This is a genomic window from Mycobacterium sp. E342 (assembly GCF_001667665.1).
Classification (GTDB): Bacteria; Actinomycetota; Actinomycetes; order Mycobacteriales; family Mycobacteriaceae; genus Mycobacterium.
On sequence record NZ_LZJM01000289.1, the window covers coordinates 1 to 17,479 of the forward strand.

16 protein-coding genes, 1 tRNA gene and 1 pseudogene are annotated in these 17,479 nt (G+C 70.3%); 5 read left to right on the forward strand and 13 right to left on the reverse strand.

Annotated features, from left to right (window positions below; genetic code table 11):
• On the reverse strand, positions 1 to 821 hold an 821-nt coding region (locus tag A5692_RS24065), incomplete at its 3' end, for a M20/M25/M40 family metallo-hydrolase (RefSeq protein WP_369830323.1).
• Between the two features lie 98 nt (positions 822 to 919).
• On the opposite strand from A5692_RS24065, the gene A5692_RS24070 reads away from it, so the two are divergent.
• The 5 genes and pseudogenes from A5692_RS24070 to A5692_RS24090 all read left to right on the forward strand — a co-directional run.
• A tRNA-Leu gene (locus tag A5692_RS24070) sits at positions 920 to 1,005 on the forward strand.
• A gap of 201 nt (positions 1,006 to 1,206) precedes the next feature.
• Entirely contained in the window at positions 1,207 to 2,868 is a 1,662-nt protein-coding gene (locus A5692_RS24075) for a PP2C family protein-serine/threonine phosphatase (RefSeq protein WP_068060943.1), read from the forward strand.
• On the forward strand, positions 2,865 to 3,968 hold the full coding sequence (locus A5692_RS24080; protein WP_068060945.1) for a B12-binding domain-containing protein: 1,104 nt from the start codon (positions 2,865 to 2,867) through the stop codon (positions 3,966 to 3,968). Before A5692_RS24075 ends, A5692_RS24080 begins: the two co-directional genes overlap by 4 nt.
• On the forward strand, positions 3,965 to 4,330 hold the full coding sequence (locus A5692_RS24085) for an STAS domain-containing protein (RefSeq protein ID WP_068060946.1): 366 nt from the start codon (positions 3,965 to 3,967) through the stop codon (positions 4,328 to 4,330). The genes A5692_RS24080 and A5692_RS24085 overlap by 4 nt, the downstream gene beginning before the upstream one ends.
• A gap of 50 nt (positions 4,331 to 4,380) precedes the next feature.
• Positions 4,381 to 5,049: pseudogene (locus A5692_RS24090) on the forward strand (phosphoribosyltransferase); the annotation flags it as partial.
• A gap of 3 nt (positions 5,050 to 5,052) precedes the next feature.
• Here A5692_RS24090 and A5692_RS24095 read toward each other — a convergent pair.
• The 12 genes from A5692_RS24095 to murD form a co-directional block, all read right to left on the reverse strand.
• Positions 5,053 to 5,391, reverse strand: a complete 339-nt coding sequence (locus A5692_RS24095) for a hypothetical protein (RefSeq protein ID WP_068060955.1) — start codon at positions 5,389 to 5,391, stop codon at positions 5,053 to 5,055.
• A gap of 95 nt (positions 5,392 to 5,486) precedes the next feature.
• Positions 5,487 to 6,290 (reverse strand): DivIVA domain-containing protein, encoded by an 804-nt coding sequence (locus tag A5692_RS24100; protein ID WP_068060958.1) that lies wholly within the window; start codon positions 6,288 to 6,290, stop codon positions 5,487 to 5,489.
• A gap of 250 nt (positions 6,291 to 6,540) precedes the next feature.
• Entirely contained in the window at positions 6,541 to 6,834 is a 294-nt protein-coding gene (locus A5692_RS24105) for a YggT family protein (RefSeq protein ID WP_067919429.1), read from the reverse strand.
• A gap of 146 nt (positions 6,835 to 6,980) precedes the next feature.
• Positions 6,981 to 7,646: a cell division protein SepF gene (locus A5692_RS24110; RefSeq protein WP_068060961.1), complete on the reverse strand. Its 666-nt coding sequence runs from the start codon at positions 7,644 to 7,646 to the stop codon at positions 6,981 to 6,983.
• 62 nt (positions 7,647 to 7,708) lie between these two features.
• Positions 7,709 to 8,497 carry a YggS family pyridoxal phosphate-dependent enzyme gene (locus A5692_RS24115; RefSeq protein WP_068060994.1) on the reverse strand — a complete coding sequence of 263 codons (789 nt, stop codon included), beginning with the start codon at positions 8,495 to 8,497 and terminating at the stop codon, positions 7,709 to 7,711.
• 5 nt (positions 8,498 to 8,502) lie between these two features.
• Positions 8,503 to 9,210 (reverse strand): peptidoglycan editing factor PgeF, encoded by a 708-nt coding sequence (pgeF, locus tag A5692_RS24120; protein ID WP_068060963.1) that lies wholly within the window; start codon positions 9,208 to 9,210, stop codon positions 8,503 to 8,505.
• Positions 9,211 to 9,312: 102 nt separating this feature from the next.
• Positions 9,313 to 10,464 (reverse strand): cell division protein FtsZ, encoded by a 1,152-nt coding sequence (gene ftsZ, locus A5692_RS24125; RefSeq protein WP_068060997.1) that lies wholly within the window; start codon positions 10,462 to 10,464, stop codon positions 9,313 to 9,315.
• 228 nt (positions 10,465 to 10,692) lie between these two features.
• Positions 10,693 to 11,631: a cell division protein FtsQ/DivIB gene (locus A5692_RS24130; RefSeq protein ID WP_068060965.1), complete on the reverse strand. Its 939-nt coding sequence runs from the start codon at positions 11,629 to 11,631 to the stop codon at positions 10,693 to 10,695.
• Positions 11,628 to 13,046, reverse strand: a complete 1,419-nt coding sequence (murC, locus tag A5692_RS24135; RefSeq protein ID WP_068061000.1) for a UDP-N-acetylmuramate--L-alanine ligase — start codon at positions 13,044 to 13,046, stop codon at positions 11,628 to 11,630. Before murC ends, A5692_RS24130 begins: the two co-directional genes overlap by 4 nt.
• A 50-nt stretch (positions 13,047 to 13,096) precedes the next feature.
• Complete coding sequence (gene murG, locus A5692_RS24140; RefSeq protein WP_068060967.1) at positions 13,097 to 14,308, reverse strand: undecaprenyldiphospho-muramoylpentapeptide beta-N-acetylglucosaminyltransferase; 1,212 nt, start codon at positions 14,306 to 14,308, stop codon at positions 13,097 to 13,099.
• Positions 14,305 to 16,014, reverse strand: coding sequence for a putative lipid II flippase FtsW (ftsW, locus tag A5692_RS24145; protein WP_068060970.1), 1,710 nt, complete (start codon positions 16,012 to 16,014; stop codon positions 14,305 to 14,307). The genes murG and ftsW overlap by 4 nt, the downstream gene beginning before the upstream one ends.
• Before the next feature lie 6 nt (positions 16,015 to 16,020).
• Positions 16,021 to 17,478: a UDP-N-acetylmuramoyl-L-alanine--D-glutamate ligase gene (gene murD / locus A5692_RS24150; RefSeq protein ID WP_369830324.1), complete on the reverse strand. Its 1,458-nt coding sequence runs from the start codon at positions 17,476 to 17,478 to the stop codon at positions 16,021 to 16,023.
• Between the last annotated feature and the right edge of the window lies 1 nt (position 17,479).

Consider the following 17,479-nt stretch of genomic DNA (forward strand, 5'->3'; position numbering starts at 1 on the left):
GTCTCCTCGCTGACGGCGGCGAGGAACTGGGCGACGGTGTCGGTGAGCACGAGCGGGAACTGGTGCCGGCCGAGCCGCGCCACCGCCTCGGCGACGGCGGTGACGGCGTTCTGGTCATGCACCATCGATCCGTGCCCGGCCGGGCCGCGGGCAGTCAGCCGCATCCACGACAGCCCCTTCTCGGCCGTCTCGATCAGATAGAGCCTTCGTTCGCCCCCGTCGCGGCGCGGCACGGTCAGCGAGAACCCGCCCACCTCGCCGATCGCCTCGGTGACACCTTCGAAGAGGTCGGCCCGATTGTCGACCAGCCATTGCGCCCCGAAAGTGCCGCCGTGCTCCTCGTCGGCAAGGAAGGCGAAGACCAGATCGCGCGGCGGCACGATCCCGGCCCGCTTCAGCTGCCGGGCCACCACGATCATCATGCCGACCATGTCCTTCATGTCGACCGCGCCGCGACCCCAGACGAAGCCGTCCTTGACCGCGCCGGAAAAGGGGTGGACGCTCCACTCGGCCGGCTCGGCCGGCACCACATCGAGATGCCCGTGGATGAGTAGGGCCCCGCGTGAGCTGTCGGCGCCCGGGAGGCGGGCGACCACGTTGCCGCGGCCCGGGGCGCCGGACTCGACGTATTGCGGTAGGTAGCCGACCTCGGCGAGCCGTTCGGCCACCCACTGCGCGCACTCGGCCTCGCCCCGTGTCGTCTCCGGTTCGCCGGTGTTGGTGGTGTCGAACCGGATCAACCTGCTGACGACCTCGACCACGTCGTCATGCGGATTGGCCGGGAACTCGGTCTGGGCGGTCACAACCACCTTTCCTACCATTGCCGACGCCGCGCGGCTCGGCGCGAAGCGGCCCGGCTGGATTGGGTCCGCGTGAGACAATCCGATAGCCTTAGCTGCCAACCCATGCGGTTGGTCTTGTCCGAGTGGCGGAATGGCAGACGCGCTAGCTTGAGGTGCTAGTGCCCTACTAATGGGCGTGGGGGTTCAAGTCCCCCCTCGGACACGCGCGGTGCAGGCCGCTTCCCGCCTCGAGAGACGGCCTGCCGAAGTCATGCACCAGGGGTCGAGAAGTGGCTCCTTCGCTGCACGTCCGATGCGCGGCCACCGCGGCCGCGACGCGAGCGAACCCCTGTCCCAATCCCGTACGCGTAGAGTCGGCGTTAGCGTCAGCCGAAATCGGTTTCCCCGTTGACAGGTCAATTGCATGCATGATGGTGCCCACTTAGGCGTCGAGATAGACCTTGACGCTTTGTGGGCCGCCGTACCGTGCCCCACGCTGGTCATCGATCACAAGGGAATCGTGCGGGCACTGAGCGGGTCGGCCGAATCGCTGTTGCCGGGCGCGGTGCCGGGCAGCCGGATCGACGAGTCGGTCGATTGGCTGTGGCGGGCACACGACCGTCTCGTCCAGGTTGCCCCAGCTGCGGTCGATCGGGACACCTCCGTCGTCTCGGGAAGTGTGGGCGGCCGCAAGTTCGACGCGCACGCCGCGGTGCTGCCCAGCGGCGAGGTGGCGTGGTCGCTGGTCGAGGACACCGCCCAGCTGTTGCGTCAGGCACAGGAGGCGCTGGCGCGGGAGCAGGAGCGCACGGCGATCCTGCTCGAGGCCTCTTCGGTGTTGACGGCGTCGTTGAATGTGGACCGCTGCCGGGAGGCGACCGTGCAGATGGCCGCCCGGCACCTGTCCGACGCGGCGGTGCTGGTGGCCCCGGCGGGCCGCGGCCGGCGGCTGCCGGTTTTCTACAGCGGAGCGGCCGGGGTGGTGGAGCAGTGCAGTGTCGACGCCGACCCCGCGGTGGTGGCGGGTCTGAGTGAGGCGCTGCACGGGTTCCCGCCGGTCTCCTCGGGCTGGATCGACCCTGTGACGGTACCGGAATGGCTTGTCCCGCAACATTTCCCGGGACCGGTCGGGTCGGTGATGATTTTGACGCTGCCGGGACATGGCGTTTCCGCCGGGGCCTTGGTGTTGCTGCGGTGCACCGATCGGCCGGTGTACAGCGCCGACGACGAGCTGTTCGCGGGAATGTTCGCGGCCCGGGCCGGGGCGGCGTTGTCCGCCGCGCGGCTCTACGCCGAGCAGGCCGCCATCACCCGCACGCTCATGCGTGACCTGTTACCCCCGCCGCTGCACGGGTTGCACGGCATCGAATTCGCGGGCGGTTACCGCGCTTCGAAGGATTACGAGGTCGTCGGCGGCGATTTCTACGACTTCCACCCCGGGGCGCGTCCGGAGGACGAGACGCTGGTGATCCTGGGCGACGTGTGCGGCAAGGGCTTGGAGGCCGCCGTGATGACCGGCAAGATCCGGAACACGCTGCAGGCGCTGACGCCGCTGGCCCAGGACCACGAGGAGGTGCTCACGCTGCTCAACCGCGCCATGTTGAGCTCGGATCACACCCGGTTCGCCACGTTGGTCCTGGCCTCGGTCGCCTACCGCGACGGCCAGGTGGTGCTGCGGTTGACCTGCGCCGGGCATCCGCCGCCCCTGATCGTGCGCGACAACGGGCAGGTGGAAGAGGCCGACACCAAGGGCACGCTGGTCGGCGCCCTGGAGCGCATCACCGTGCAATCGTTCGAGACGTCCCTTGCGCCCGGCGAAACGTGCCTGCTCTACACCGACGGAATCACCGAGGCGCGTGGCGGACCGCTCGGCGACGACTTCTTCGGCGAGCAACGGCTGGCGGCCTCCCTCACGGGATGTGCCGGGATGCCGGCCGAAGCGGTAGTCGAACGCGTCCTGATGCTGGCCACGCAATGGGTGGGCCAGCGGGTGCACGACGACATCGCGGTCGTGGCCATCACGGCCCCGCAGCGCACCCACCTCAGCGCCGTCGACGGCCACACCCGGGGCAGGTACGTGGCATGAGGCCCTACGACGCCGATTCGGCCGCCCCCCGCACGACCGGCGCCACCGACGAACTCGTTGTCCGCGAACGACTTTGGGGGGCGCTCACCGACCGTGACGAATACGCCGCGGCGGCCACCGTGTTCGCCGCGATGGATGCCGGCATGACGGCGGAGGACGTGCTGCTCGAGGTGATCGCCCCCGTCCAGCACAAGGTGGGCACCGAATGGGCCGCCAACCGCATCAGCGTCGCGCAGGAACACGCGGCCACGGCCATCAACGATCGCGTCATCGCGGCCTTGGCTCATCACCCCGCCGGCAAAGCCTCGATTCGCGGCGGCCGAGTCGCAGTGGCGTGCGTGGACGGCGAGTGGCACGCTTTGCCGGCGCGACTGCTGGCGGAGGTCCTGCGGTTGCGCGGCTGGCAGGTCGACTTCCTCGGGGCGCAGGTCCCGACCCCGCACTTGATCGCGCACCTACACCAGCACGGCCCCGATGTCGTGGCGCTCTCCTGCTCCATCCCCACCCGGCTGCCCACCGCGCACGCGGCGATCGTCGCGTGCCAGTCCGCCGGGTTTCCGGTCCTGGCCGGTGGAGCCGCCTTCGGCCGCGACGGCCGCTTCGCCCGTCGGCTGGGCGCCGATGCCTGGGCGCCCGATGCGCGGACCGCCGATGAACGTCTGAACCGGGGATTCCCCGCCGTCAGGCGGATTCCCAACCGCCAGCCGGTCGATGACCTGCCGCATCTGGTAGACCAGGAATACACCTTGGTGAGCCGGAGCGCGGCGCAGCTGGTCAAGTCCACCGTCGCCGACTTGGAGGACCGCTTTCCCGCCATGCGCGCCTACTCCACGCAGCAGCACCAGCACACCGTCGAGGACGTCGGCCACATCGTCGACTTCCTCACCGTGAGCCTGTACGCCGACGACGACGCGTTGTTCTCCGACTTCATCACGTGGACCGCCGACATCCTCGTCGCGCGCGGTGTTCCGGCGGCGTCGCTGCACCCGGCGTTGGATTTGCTGATGGCGCAACTCAAGGACTTCCCGCGCAGCCAGCGCCTCCTACGGGCAGCAAACGATGCCCTCACCACCGTCTCCGGCCCGGGAGCGTCGATATGAACCTCTCCCTGAACGTCGCCGTGACCGGGCGGTCGGCCTGCCTGCGGGTGTCCGGCGACCTGGTCTACGAAACGGTGGATGCCATGGTCGATGCCGCGGATCGGCTGCTCGGCGCGGCGCCTTCCCCGGCGCACCTGCACCTCGACCTCTCCGAACTGGCCTTCTGCGATTCCGCGGGCCTGTCCGGTCTGCTCCTCGTTCATCGCCGGACCTGTCAGGCCGGCGTGCAGTTGCATTTGGATCATCGGCCGAGGTTCCTCGATCGCATCCTGGACCTCACGGGGACGTTCGAGCACCTCGTCACCGCGCCGCGCGGCGATGCGGGATCACAGAACGCCCCGGGAGAGAGCCGGGTTCGCTGACCGGCGCCGGGCGGCTACCAAACCCGTAGGCTCGGTGCTGACCGATGACACCCAACGGATTCCTTCGCCGCACTGCGACGCGCACGTTCCGCGACCGTCGCGAGGCGGGTCGCGCCGTGGCCGAACAGTTGATGTCCTACCGCGACAGGGACGACGTGCTGGTTTTCGGCCTGGCCCGCGGCGGTGTGCCCGTCGCCTGGGAGGTCGCCGCGGCGTTGCACGCGCCCCTGGATGTGTTCCTGGTCCGCAAGCTCGGGGTGCCGGACTGGTCGGAGTTGGCGATGGGCGCGCTGGCCAGCGGCGGCGGTGTGGTGATGAACGACGACGTGGTGTCCAGCCTGCACATCACCGACGAGCAGGTGCGCGACGTGATCGACAGCGAGGCAGCCGAACTGGCCCGCCGCGAGAGCGCATACCGAGGCGGCCGCCCGGCCGCGGATCCGGCCGGCAAGGCGGTAATCCTGGTCGACGATGGGATCGCCACCGGCGCCAGCATGCTGGCCGCCGTCCGGGCGGTGCGAGCGACGGGCCCGAAGTCGATCGTCGTCGCGGTCCCGGTCGGATCCGCGACGACCTGTCGTGAAATCGGGCTCGAGGCCGACAAGGTGATTTGCGTGTCGATGCCGGCCGGGTTCGAAGCCGTGGGCCAGGTATACGCCGACTTTCACCAGGTCAGCGACGACGAAGTGCGTCAGGCGCTCGCCACGCCCACCGGCTGAGCGCTACGTGGCTGGGTCGTCGCCGCGGCCCTCCGCGGGGACCGCCGACTGTTCGGTCGCCTCGGACTCGGCTGGTTCCTCCGACGATTCGTAGCCGCCTTCGTCCGCGGCTTCCTCCGGGTAGTCGACGGCCTCTTCACCGGCGTGCGCCTCGTCCTGCTGCTGGTCTGCACCGCCCGCGTCGCGCCGCTGCCGCTCCTGCAACGCATCGACGATCAGCAGCACGACGCCGAGGACGCTGGCGCCGATGCACACCCAGGCGACCAACTCGTTGCTCGTGACCACAGCGAACACCAACGCGACGAGCCCGACCAGGGCCAGTACCAGCGCAATGATCAGCATGGGTCATCCTCCAAGCGGCGAGCGGGACAGCCAGTTCGTGCAGGTTTCAGTGTGCCAACCGCGCGGCTTGGCGAGTGCCCGGCACGCCTGTGAGGTTAGTTATTACCCCGGTTGAATTGGTCGAACCCGCCGGCGTCCGCGCTGGAGTCGACGGGTGCCGCCGATCCGCGCTGGCCGAGCTCCTCCAGCTGCGATTCCAGGTAGGTCTTGAGCCGGGTCCGGTACTCGCGTTCAAAGGTCCGCAGCTGCTCGAGGCGGCCTTCCAGGACGGTGCGCTGCTGATTGATCGTTCCCATGATCTCGGAGTGCTTGCGTTCGGCGTCGGCCTGCAGGGCGTCGGCCTTCTCCTGGGCCTGACGCAGCTGGGTCTCGGAACGGGTTTGGGCGTCCGCGAGCATCGCGTCGGCGCGCTGCCGGGCCTCGGTGACGGTGGTCTCGGCGGTCTGGCGGGCCTCGGTGAGGATCTGGTCGGCGTTGGCGCGCGCGTCGGCCAGCATCTTCTCCGACTCCGCCTTGGCGGTGCTGGTCAGCCGGTCTGCGGTGTCCTGGGCCAGGCTCAGCACCCGAGCGGCCTTCATGGCCTGTTCCTCGTTGCTCGACGCGGCGGCGGGCGCGGCTACGGGCGCCGGCTTGGGCGCCGGCTCCGGCTCGGGGACGGGAATCGCCTGAGTGGGCGCGGCCGCGGCGGCCGGAGTGGCTCCGGCGCCACCGCCGGCGGCCAGCTCCTGGTCCAGCTCCTCGATCCGCTGACGCAGATCGCTGTTCTCTTCGATGAGCCGCGTCAGCTCGGCCTCAACCAGATCGAGGAAGGCGTCGACCTCGTCTTCGTTGTAGCCCCGCTTGCCGATCGGTGGCTTACTGAACGCCACATTGTGGACGTCGGCTGGTGTAAGCGGCATTGTTTCGTCCCCTCAAGTTCCTGTCTAACGTTCTGGAAAGTGTAGAACGCAGTGGTAGCCGTCGTGCAACTGCCGTCCATCCTGTCACACCAGGCGCGACCGTTGCTGTTTAGGCCAATAAATAAGAACCAATTTCAAACACTGAGGGCAATAAAATCCGAAACCTTAGACTTTTTAAATCGCAGCCATCAAACCGAAGCTAAAACGTGGCCGAACCGTCTCCGGGCCGGAAGCGGGCCGGCGGCAGGGCTCAGGTTTGAGCGGCGCCGAACGCCAGCTGCATGCCGATGAAGGCGACCAGCAGCAGCACCATGATGGACAGGTCGAACCGAACCGCCCCGATGGTGAGTTGCGGGATCAGCCGGCGCAGCAGCTTCACCGGGGGATCGGTGATCGACATGATGATCTCGAGGATCACGACCGTGATGCCGGTGGGATGCCAGTCACGGCTGAACGAGCGGATGAACTCGACGACGACCCGGGCGATGAGCAGCAGCCAGAAGATGAACAGCGCAAACCCAAGGATCTGAAAGAACAGCACCAACTGAAGAGCCCCGACCTTACCGATGAGATGTCAAGCGCCGCGGGCGTACGCGGCGAATGCCAGCGTACCGACTCCGGGCGGCGGGCCACATCTCAACCGGCCCAGCCGCCGAACGCGGCGACCGGCGGGCGCCGGCGAGCCGGGGGTTATTGGTAAGCGTAGAAGCCGGTTTCGGCGATCCGCCGACGCTCCTCCGGGGACACATCGACGTCGGCGGGCGACAGCAGGAACACCTTGGTCGCTACCTTGTCGAACGAGCCGCGCAACGCGAAGGCGAGGCCGGCCGCGAAGTCGACGAGGCGCTTCGCGTCGGCGTTGTCCATCGACACCAGGTCCATGATGACCGGGGTGCCGTCGCGGAACCGCTCGCCGATCGTGCGGGCCTCGCTGTAGTCCTTCGGCCGCAGCGTGGTGATCTTCGAGAGGGGGTGGCCCTCCTCGAACATCATCGCCATCCGGCGCGGGTCCATCGCCAGCGCGCCACGGGTGGAGTTGCGCAGCCAGGACCCGAAGCGGGGCCGGCCCATCTCCGGCCGCTCGAACTCGCGGGGATGGACGGCGCCGTAGCGCGACTCCTCCCCGTACCCGCCGCGGTAGCCGCCCGGCGGCGGGTAGTCGGCGGGCTCGCGTGGGTCGTCGTAGTCGCGGCCCTCGTAGCGGCCTTCCAAGCGACCCTCCATGCGCCCATAGCCGTCATCGAAGCGCGGGCGCGGGAAACCGCGGGACGGTGCGTGGTCGTCGTAATACTCGTCGTCGTAGTCGTCCATCGGGGCCATACCGAAATAGGCCTTGACTTTGTGCAGTGTGCTCATTGCGTTGACCCCTTCTAGCCCCTGATGCTTGGTGTCAGTGATGAAGATGTGACTACAGTGACTTAATACGGTGACGGTAGCGGCCGCGGGCCCAATAGCGCGGTACCGACACGCACACATGTGGAACCGTGTTTGACGGCGACTTCGAAATCGTCGGACATGCCGGCGGACAGGCCGACCGCGTTCGGATGCGACTCGAGCACGCGCAGGTGCTCGGTTCGCAGGCGCGCGAAGGCCGCGTCGGGGTCCGAACCCAGCGGCGGGATCGCCATCAGCCCCGCCAGTTCCAGCTGCTTGGACTCCTCGACCTGGTCGCACAGCTGGTCGACCGCACCCGGAGCCGAGATGTCAACGCCGCCGCGTGACTCGTCGCCGTCGAGGCTGAGCTGGACGTAGATCCGCATCGGGTCGGCGCGGCGGCCCTCCGCCAGGGCCGCCGACACGCCCCGGTCGAGGGCGACGACCAGCTGTGAGCTGTCGACCGAGTGGGCGGTGTGCGCCCAGCGGGCAACCGAGCGGGCCTTGTTCCGCTGAATGTGGCCCACCATGTGCCAGCGCAGGCCGGGTGCATCCGCCCGCGAAGAGGCCGCCAAGAGTTTGGTGACTTCGCTCACTTTTGCCGACGCTTCCTGATCCCGCGATTCGCCGACGGCCCGGCAACCCAATCGGGACAAAGTCACGACATCGGTTGCTGGAAAGAATTTGGTAATCGGCAGAAGTTCGATTTCACCGACATTGCGACCCGCCGCTTCGGCGGCCGCCGCAAGGCGCGAGCGCACGGCGGCTAATGCGTGCGTCAATTGCGTTTCCCGGTCGCTGTGATTCGCCGGGGCCGGCGTCCTGTCCGCCATCGCGGTCACTCCATCCACACCAACGAGGCCAGCCGCCCCGTCGGCGCGTCCCGGCGATGGCTGAACAGGGTCGGGTCGTCGACCGTGCACCGCGGATCGAGGTCGATGGCCGTGACGCCCAAATTCTTTAACTGCCAAGCGATTCCGGCGCGAAGGTCGAGTCCGGGGGTACCGGCCGCGGTCGTGGTGCGGCTGCCGGGCAGCGTGGCCTCCACCTCGTCCGCCATGGCCGCGGGCACCTCGTAGTTGCGCCCGCTGACCGCCGGCCCCAGCAGGGCCGACATGTCCTCGGCGTGCGCCCCGAGTGCCAGCATCGCCTCCACGGTGCGGGCTACCACCCCGAGCTGGGCGCCGACGCGGCCCGCATGCACCGCCCCGGTCACACCGGCGCGCGCGTCGGCCAGCAGCACCGGCACGCAGTCGGCGGTTACCACCGCCAGCGCCACTCGCGGGGTGGTGGTCACCAACGCGTCGGTTTTGTCGACCGCGCCGCCGCGGGGCCCGTCGACCACCTCGACCCGGTCACCGTGGACCTGGTTCATCCACACCACACGGTCGGGCCCGAGTCCGATCGCGGTGGCGAGCCGGTTTCGGTTGGCGGCCACCGCCGCCGGGTCGTCACCGACGTGGTCGCCCAGGTTGAAGGAGTCGAACGGTGCCTCTGAGACACCGCCCGCGCGGGTGGTGGTCACCCGCCGGATGCGCACGCTCACCCGTTCAGTATCCGGAGCGCACTGCCTGCCTGAGGGCACCACCGTCCGGCCCCCTATGTTTCTTGGCCGGTTTGTCGCGCACTGGCAAGCAAATCGAGACCCTCAGCGGCGCATGAAGGGTGGCACGTCGACGTCGTCGTCGTCACCGCCGATATTCAGGGTGGCGCCGTTGGTGTGTACCGGCACGCTGACCGCGTCGACGGGTTCGAACAGTGTCGACGTGAGCTTGCCGGCCTTCGCCGATTCGATGCGGTGGGCCCCACCCTTTTCGCCTGCACTGTCCCCGGTGACCGGTCTGCGGCCGGGGCCGGCCGCGCTGAAGCCCGCGGCGATGACGGTGACGCGCACCTCGTCGCCCAGCGAGTCGTCGATGACTGTGCCGAAGATGATGTTGGCATCCTGGTGGGCGGCGTCCTGCACCAGCGAGGCCGCCTCGTTGATCTCGAACAGGCCCAGGTCGCTGCCGCCGGCGATCGACATCAGCACGCCCTGGGCGCCTTCCATGGACTGCTCCAGCAGCGGTGAGTTGATGGCGATCTCGGCGGCCTTGAGCGACCGGCCCTCGCCGCGGGCCGAGCCGATGCCCATCAGCGCGGTGCCGGCACCGGACATGATGCCCTTGACGTCGGCGAAGTCCACGTTGATCAGGCCGGGCGTGGTGATCAGGTCGGTGATGCCCTGCACACCGTTGAGCAGCACCTCGTCGGCGCTGCGGAACGCGTCCATCAGCGACACCGCGGCGTCGCCCATCTGCAGCAGCCGGTCGTTGGGGATGACGATCAGGGTGTCGCAGCTTTCCCGCAGCGTGTTGATGCCGCCTTCGGCCTGCGAACCGCGGCGCTTGCCCTCGAAGGAGAACGGCCGGGTGACCACGCCGACGGTCAGCGCGCCCAGCTTGCGGGCGATGCTGGCGACCACCGGCGCGCCGCCGGTACCCGTCCCGCCACCTTCACCGGCGGTGACGAACACCATGTCCGCCCCGCGCAGCAGCTCCTCGATCTCGTCCTTGGCGTCTTCGGCGGCCTTGCGGCCGACCTCCGGGTCGGCGCCGGCGCCCAGCCCACGGGTCGAGTCGCGACCGACGTCGAGTTTGACGTCGGCATCGCTCATCAACAGCGCCTGCGCGTCGGTGTTGATCGCGATGAACTCCACGCCCTTGAGGCCCTGCTCGATCATTCGGTTGACGGCGTTGACACCGCCGCCACCGATACCGACGACCTTGATCACGGCCAGGTAGTTATGCGGGGGGGTCATCATTCGGTTTCCTCCCTGATGGGCTCAAGTTCCTCGCGACGGGATTCCTCCCGCGTGCGCGGCCCGCCCTGGCAAACCCTCAACCTCAACCATAGAGTTAGAGTTATGTCAAGTAGTTCCGCGCAACCAGAACGGTATGGGCATGGCGCGCCCTAACCCCGCAGGCGCGCCGACGCGCGGCTCGCAAATTTTTTCTGTTGCAGCCGTCACACCGTGCGACGGGCGCTCCTACTTCACCGTGGGCAGGTCGGGGCTGGACACGTCGTAGGTCCGCCCGGGCTGCGTCAGCAGCGCGGCCAGCTTCTCCGCCTTCTCGTCGGTGCGATCGGTCGTCCCCCAGATCACCACGCGGCCGTCGCCCAACGTGAGCGTGATCGAGGCCACCGAGGGCGCCGCGACCCGGCCCACCTGGCCCGCGACCTCGGGCCGCAGCGCGGTCAGCACCTGCAGCGCGGCCTTGGTCGCCGGGTCGTTGGGACCGGGATTGGCGACGTCGAGGTACGGCAGCGCCGGCGGCGGCGGCCCGGTCGCGAAATCGACGCCGTCACGGTCGAAGAGGTGCGGCCCGTCCGGAAAGTCCTTCACCGCCACCGGAATCCGCTCGACGATCGTGATGCGCAGCGCCGACGGGTACTGGCGCTGCACCCGCGCACTGGCCACCCGACGGATCGCCGCCACCCGGTCGGCGACCTGGTTGGTGTTGATCTGCAGCAGTGGCGTCCCGGGCCGCACCTGCGCCGCGTCCAGCACCTCCTCCCGGGTCACCTCACCGGTGCCGACCACGACGATGTTGCGGGCCGACATCGCCGGGGTGAAATAGAGGATCAGCGCGAGCCCGATGCCCAGGACGACCAGCAGCACCGTCACCAGCAGCATCTTCAGGCCGCGAACCACGCCCCGGGCTACGGGTTTGGGCTCGTCGACCGGGCGTCCGCTGGCCCGGCGTTTGGCCTCGCGGCGCGCTTCTTCGATGGCGGTGGCGCGCGCTTGCGCGGCGCGGCGTTCCGCTCGTTCTCGGCGGGCCCGCCGGCGCGGCCCCTCGAATTCGTCCGGCTCGGCCGACGTTTCGGCCTCGGGTCCTCCGACGAACAGCGGCTCGGTCAGGTCCTCGCCGGCCGCGTCGGCCGGTTCGCCCACCACCGGCGTCGCGTCGTTGGGCTGGGTCATTGCATGACTCCCGGGCGCCCGGGCGCGCTGCGGTTGTCCCGGATGCGCAGCGCGGTCACGATCTCCGGCCCCAGCAGGGTCACGTCGCCCGCGCCCATCGTGACGATCACGTCGCCGGGGCCGGCGGCCGCGGCCACCTGCTCGGCGACCGCGGAGAAGTCGGGCAGGTAGCTCACCGGCACCCTGACGTGCTCGGCGACGCTGGCGCCGCTGACGCCGGCCAGCGGTTGCTCGCGCGCGCCGTAGACGTCGAGGACGAAGACCTCGTCGGCGGCATCGAGCGCGCGACCGAACTCCACCGCGAATTCCTTTGTGCGCGAATACAAATGGGGCTGGAACACGACCAGGCTGCGACCGCTGCCGCTCTGTTCGAGCACGGTGCGGACGGCGGCCAGCGTGGCGCTGATCTCGGTGGGATGGTGGGCGTAGTCGTCGAAGACGCGCACGGACCCGGCGTTGCCGACCAGTTCGAACCGCCGGCGCACCCCCTCGAAGCCGGCCAGCCCGTCGAGCACCGCGTCGACCGGGGCGCCGATCTCGATCGCCGCCAGCAGCGCGCCCAGCGCATTGAGCGCCATGTGCCGGCCGGGCACCGACAGCCGCATCACGCGGGGATGCTGTTCGCTCGCCAGCTGGATGTGCGCGACCGCTTCGGTGCCCTGCTGCTCCCAGGACAACAGGGTGGCCGCGAGCTCGGGCTGCGGCGGGGATCCGTAGCGCAGCACCCGGATTCCCAGCTCGGCCGTGCGCTCCGCCAGCGCGGCCGCGCCCGGGTCATCGACACACACCACCAGCGCTCCCCCGGGGGCCAGTCGCTCGACGAAGGCGTCGAACACCCCGACGTAGGCGTCAGCGCTGCCGTAGAAGTCCAGGTGATCGGTTTCGATGTTGGTGACCACCGCGACGTTGGGCGTGTATTCCAGCAGCGAGCCGTCGCTTTCGTCGGCCTCGGCGACGAAGCAGTCGCCGCTGCCGTGGTGCGCGTTGGTTCCGGCCTCCCCCATCTCGCCGCCGACCGCGAACGACGGGTCGCGTCCGCAGTGCTGCAGCGCGACGATCAACATCGACGTGGTCGTGGTCTTGCCATGTGTGCCGGTGACCATCAGCGTGGTGCGCCCGGCCATCAGACTGGCCAGCACCGCCGGCCGCAGGATCACCGGGATGCCGCGCCGCCGGGCCTCGACGAGCTCGGGGTTGGTCTTCGGGATGGCGGCGTGGGTGGTGATGACCGCGGTCGGGCCGCCGGGCAGCAGGTCGAGCGACGACGCGTCGTGGCCGATGCGGATCGACGCGCCCCGGGCCCGCAGCGCATGCACGCCGCGCGACTCCTTGGCGTCGGACCCGGACACCAGCGCGCCACGGTCCAGCAGAATGCGCGCGATGCCGGACATACCGGCTCCCCCGATGCCCACCATGTGCACCCTGTGCAGCTCGGGGGGCAGCTCGGGCGGCGGCTGTCCGGCGTTCACCGTCGCCCTCCCGCCGCTGCCTTCCTGGCGATCTCAAGCGCCGCCTGGGCCACCTGGCGCGCCGCGTCGGGATGCCCCACCCGCGCGGCCGCCGTCGTCATCGCCGCCAGCCGCGGCGGGTCGTTCAGCAGCCCGGCCACCTCGCGGGCCACCAGCTCCGGCGTCAGGGCCGCGTCGGCGACCACCATGCCGCCGCCGGCGTTGACCACCGGCAGCGCGTTGAGCCGCTGCTCGCCGTTGCCGATCGGCAGCGGCACGTAGATGGCGGGCAGGCCGACCGCCGAGACCTCGGCGACGGTCATGGCGCCCGACCGGCAGATCGCCAGGTCGGCCGCGGCGTAGGCCAGATCCATCCGGTCGAGGTAGGGCACCGCCACGTAGGGCGGATCACCCGGCCGGGGCTCCGGCAGTTCCAGGGTGTTTTTCGGTCCGTGGGCGTGCAGCACCGACACGCCCGCGGCGGCCAGGTCGGCCGCGGCGCCGGACACGGCCCGGTTCAGCGACACCGCGCCCTGCGAGCCGCCGAACACCAGCAACACCCGCGCGTCGTCGGCGAACCCGAAGTGCCTGCGCGCCTCGGCGCGCAGCGCCGCGCGGTCCAGCGAGGTGATGGCCTCGCGCACCGGGATCCCGACCACCTCGGCGCGCGGCAGCCCGCAATCGGGCACCGCGGAGAGCACCCGGTCGGCACGGCGGGCGCCGACCCGGTTGGCCAGCCCGGCGCTGGCGTTGGCTTCGTGGATCAGCACCGGGACGCGCCGCCTGCGGCTGAGCCCGCGCGGGATACCGCGGGCGGCCAGGTACGCCGGCAGCGCCACGTATCCGCCGAACCCGATCACGACGTCGGCGTCCACCGCGTCGAGCACCGCGCGGGTCTCCCGGACCGCGCGCCACACCCGCGGGGGCAGCCGCGCCAGGTCGCCGCTGGGCTTACGGGGCAGCGGCACCGGCGTGATCAGCTCGAGGTGGTAGCCGCGCTGCGGCACCAGGCGGGTCTCCAGCCCCCGGTGGGTGCCCAGCGCGGTGATGCGCACCTGCGGGTCGAGCGCCCTGAGCGCGTCCGCCACGGCCATCGCGGGCTCGACGTGGCCGGCGGTGCCCCCGCCGGCCAGCACCACCGACAGGGGCTTAAAAGCCGACAACGCGGCACCGGCGGGCTGGGGACTTGTCCCCCGCCCGCCGGCCGGCTTGCTGACCGTGTCGTTCACCCGTAACGCTGACCTTCCAATGCGCGAGCGCGTCGTGCCTGACGCTGGCCGGCTCCCCGACTGGCGGAGCGTTGGCCAGATCCATGATGCACCGCCCTGCGGGCCGGGCGGGCGGCTGTGCGCGAGAACGCCGGACGCAGCGGTTCCTCAGCCTTGTGAGGGGCCTTGTGAGGGGCCTTGCGGGAGGCCTTCTGGGAGGCCTTCTGCGAGGGCTTCCGGACCGGCGCCTGGGCGGCCTTGCGCGTGCCCGTGCGGGACGGGGCGCCGTTGGCCGGCGGCTTGCCGCTGCGTTTGCGGTCGCGGAACGACTCGAGCCGGGTCGGCACGTACGGCTGGGGCAGCGGCAACCGCAGGAACCGGTTCACCTTGTCGTCGCGGCCTGCGCGCAGGGCGGCCACCGCCTCGGGTTCGTGCCGGGCCGCGTTGGCCATGATGCCGATCATGAAAAGTGTTGCCGCCGTAGAGGTTCCGCCGGCGGAGATGAGCGGTAGTTGAATCCCGGTGACGGGCAGGATCCCGATCACGTAGCCGATGTTGATGAACGCCTGACCCAGCACCCACATCGTCGTGGTGGCGGTCAGCAGCCGCAGGAACGGGTCGGCCGACCGGCGCGCGATGCGCATCCCGGTGTAGGCGAACAGCCCGAACAGGACCAGCAGTCCGAAGGCGCCGACGAAGCCCAGCTCCTCGCCGATGATCGCGAAGATGAAGTCGTTGTGGGCGTTGGGCAGGTAGTTCCACTTGGCGACGCCCTGCCCCAGGCCGTCGCCGAAGATGCCGCCGTGCGCCAGGGCGAACTTCGCCTGACGGGCCTGGTAACCGGTGTCCATGGGGTCGTTCTCGGGGTTCATCCACGACTTCACCCGGTCGGAGCGGTAGCCCGCCGACATGGCCAGCACGGCGCCGGCCATGAAGACCGCCAGCAGCGAGGTGGCGAAGACGCGCAGCGGCAGCCCGGCGTACCACAACAGCGCCAGCAGGATGATGCCCAGCGACACCGTCTGCCCCAGGTCGGGCTGCGCCACGATCAGCGCCAGCGCGATGACCGCGGCCGGCACCAGCGGGATCAGCATCTCGCGCAGTGAGGCCCGCTCCAGCCGGCGGGCCGCCAGCAGGTGCGCGCCCCAGATGGCGAAGGCGATCTTGGCCAGCTCGGACGGCTGCATCGAGAAGCCGGCGATGACGAACCACTTCCGCGAGCCGTTGGCCAGGTTGCCGATGCCGGGAACGAGCACGAGCACCAGCAGGATGACGGTGACCACGTAGCCGGTGAACGCGACGCGGCGGATGAACCGCACCGACATCCGCAGCGACGCGTAGCAGGCGATCAGGCCGATCACCGTCCACAACACCTGCTTGCCGAAGATCACCCAGGCCGAACCGTCGGCGTCGTAGGACCGCACGCCCGACGCCGACAGCACCATGATCAAACCGAGCGTCGTCAGCAGCCCGGCCACCGCGATGATCAGGTGAAACGAGGTCATGGGCCGGCTCAGCCAGGCGCCGAACCGGTTACGCCCCTCGCCGGCGAGCTGGGCTTTCGCCGCCGGCTTGGCCTCCGAGCTGCCGGCGGAGCTCACCGGGGCGGTCGCGGCGTCGGCGTCGGACTCCCCCGTCTCGTCCGCCGTGGCTTCGGAGGCCTCTGCGGCGGCAGTGTCTGAAGCGTCTTTGCCCCGGCGTCTCAGCCGGGCCAGTGGGTTACCCACGCCCGCCTACCGGGTGGCCGCGCGGACGGCGGCAGCGAAGGCGTCGCCGCGGGCGGCGTACCCGCTGAACTGGTCGAACGACGCACCGGCCGGGGCCAGCAGCACCGTGTCGCCGGGCCGTGCCAGGTCGCGGGCCGCGGCCACCGCGGCCTTCATGACGGAAGCGCCGACATCGGATCCCGAATGTTTCACTTCTGTCACATCTGCACCAAGAACCACAGCCGTCGCATTCATATCAGCATCCTCGCCTGTCACAACCTGGACGACGGGGACATCCGGCGCGTGTCGCGATAACGCCTCTGCAACCTCTTGGCGATCTCGGCCGATGAGCACCGCGCCGACCAGCCGGGGGGCGATCCGGGCGACCTCGGCGTCCACCGATGCGCCCTTGAGCAGACCGCCGGCCACCCACACCACGCGCGGGTAGGCCAGCACGGACGCCTCGGCGGCGTGCGGGTTGGTGGCCTTGGAGTCGTCGACGTAGGTGACGCCGCCGGCGACCGTGACGACCTCCGCCCGGTGCCGGCCCACCTTGAAGGACGCGATCGCCTCCGCGATCGGCTCGGCCGGCACGCCGACGCTGCGGGCCAGCGCCGCCGCGGCCAGGGCGTCGAGGACGCCGACCGGTCCCGGCACCGGGATCGAGTCGACCGGCAGCAGCCGGAGTTCGTCGGCGAAGGCGCGGTCGACGAGTTGGCCGTCGCGCACGCCCAGTTCGCCCGCCGCCGGTTCGCCGAGCCGGAAGCCGACGCGCACCGGGGCCGCGGCGGTGTCCAGCAGCGCGGCCGCCCGGACGTCGTCCAGTCCCACCACCGCCACCCGGCCGCCCAGCACCCGCGCCTTGGCGGCGGTGTACTCGGCCATGGTGGAGTGCCAATCCAGGTGGTCTTCGGCGATGTTGAGGACGACGCCCGCCTCGGGCCGCAGCGACGGGGCCCAGTGCAGCTGGAAGCTGGACAGCTCGACGGCCAGGAGTTCGGCGGGCGCTTCGAGCACGTCCAGGACCGGATCGCCGATGTTGCCGCACAACACGCTGCTCCGGCCCGCGGCGGTCAACATGGCGTGCAGCATCGACGTCGTGGTCGTCTTGCCGTTCGTGCCGGTCACCACCAGCCAGCGGCGCGGTGGCCCGTAGTAACCCGCGGTGTCGAGCCGCCAGGCCAGCTCCACGTCGCCCCAGATAGGCACGCCCGCCGTCGCGGCGGCGGCCAGCATCGGCGTGTCCGGCGAGAACCCGGGACTGGTGACCACCAGGGCGTACTCGGCAAGGCGCTGCGCGGACGTCGACGTCGCCACCGTCGCCACGCCGCTCTCGGCGTAGCGCCGCAACGTGGCCGGGTCGTCGTCGCACAGGGTCGGCACCGCGCCGAACCGGGCCAGCGCCGCCAGCACCGCCTTGCCGGTGACGCCGCCGCCGGCCACCAGCACCGGCGCGCCCGGCACCAGGGGCTCGAGTCCGGCCACG

Coding starts and splice junctions, on each gene's coding strand:
- A5692_RS24075 (WP_068060943.1), top strand. CDS start 1,207: ATGCATGATGGTGCCCACTTAGGCGTCGAGATAGACCTTGACGCTTTG.
- A5692_RS24080 (WP_068060945.1), top strand. CDS start 2,865: ATGAGGCCCTACGACGCCGATTCGGCCGCCCCCCGCACGACCGGCGCC.
- A5692_RS24085 (WP_068060946.1), top strand. CDS start 3,965: ATGAACCTCTCCCTGAACGTCGCCGTGACCGGGCGGTCGGCCTGCCTG.
- A5692_RS24095 (WP_068060955.1), bottom strand. CDS start 5,391: ATGCTGATCATTGCGCTGGTACTGGCCCTGGTCGGGCTCGTCGCGTTG.
- A5692_RS24100 (WP_068060958.1), bottom strand. CDS start 6,290: ATGCCGCTTACACCAGCCGACGTCCACAATGTGGCGTTCAGTAAGCCA.
- A5692_RS24110 (WP_068060961.1), bottom strand. CDS start 7,646: ATGAGCACACTGCACAAAGTCAAGGCCTATTTCGGTATGGCCCCGATG.
- A5692_RS24115 (WP_068060994.1), bottom strand. CDS start 8,497: ATGGCGGACAGGACGCCGGCCCCGGCGAATCACAGCGACCGGGAAACG.
- ftsZ (WP_068060997.1), bottom strand. CDS start 10,464: ATGACCCCCCCGCATAACTACCTGGCCGTGATCAAGGTCGTCGGTATC.
- A5692_RS24130 (WP_068060965.1), bottom strand. CDS start 11,631: ATGACCCAGCCCAACGACGCGACGCCGGTGGTGGGCGAACCGGCCGAC.
- murC (WP_068061000.1), bottom strand. CDS start 13,046: ATGGTGGGCATCGGGGGAGCCGGTATGTCCGGCATCGCGCGCATTCTG.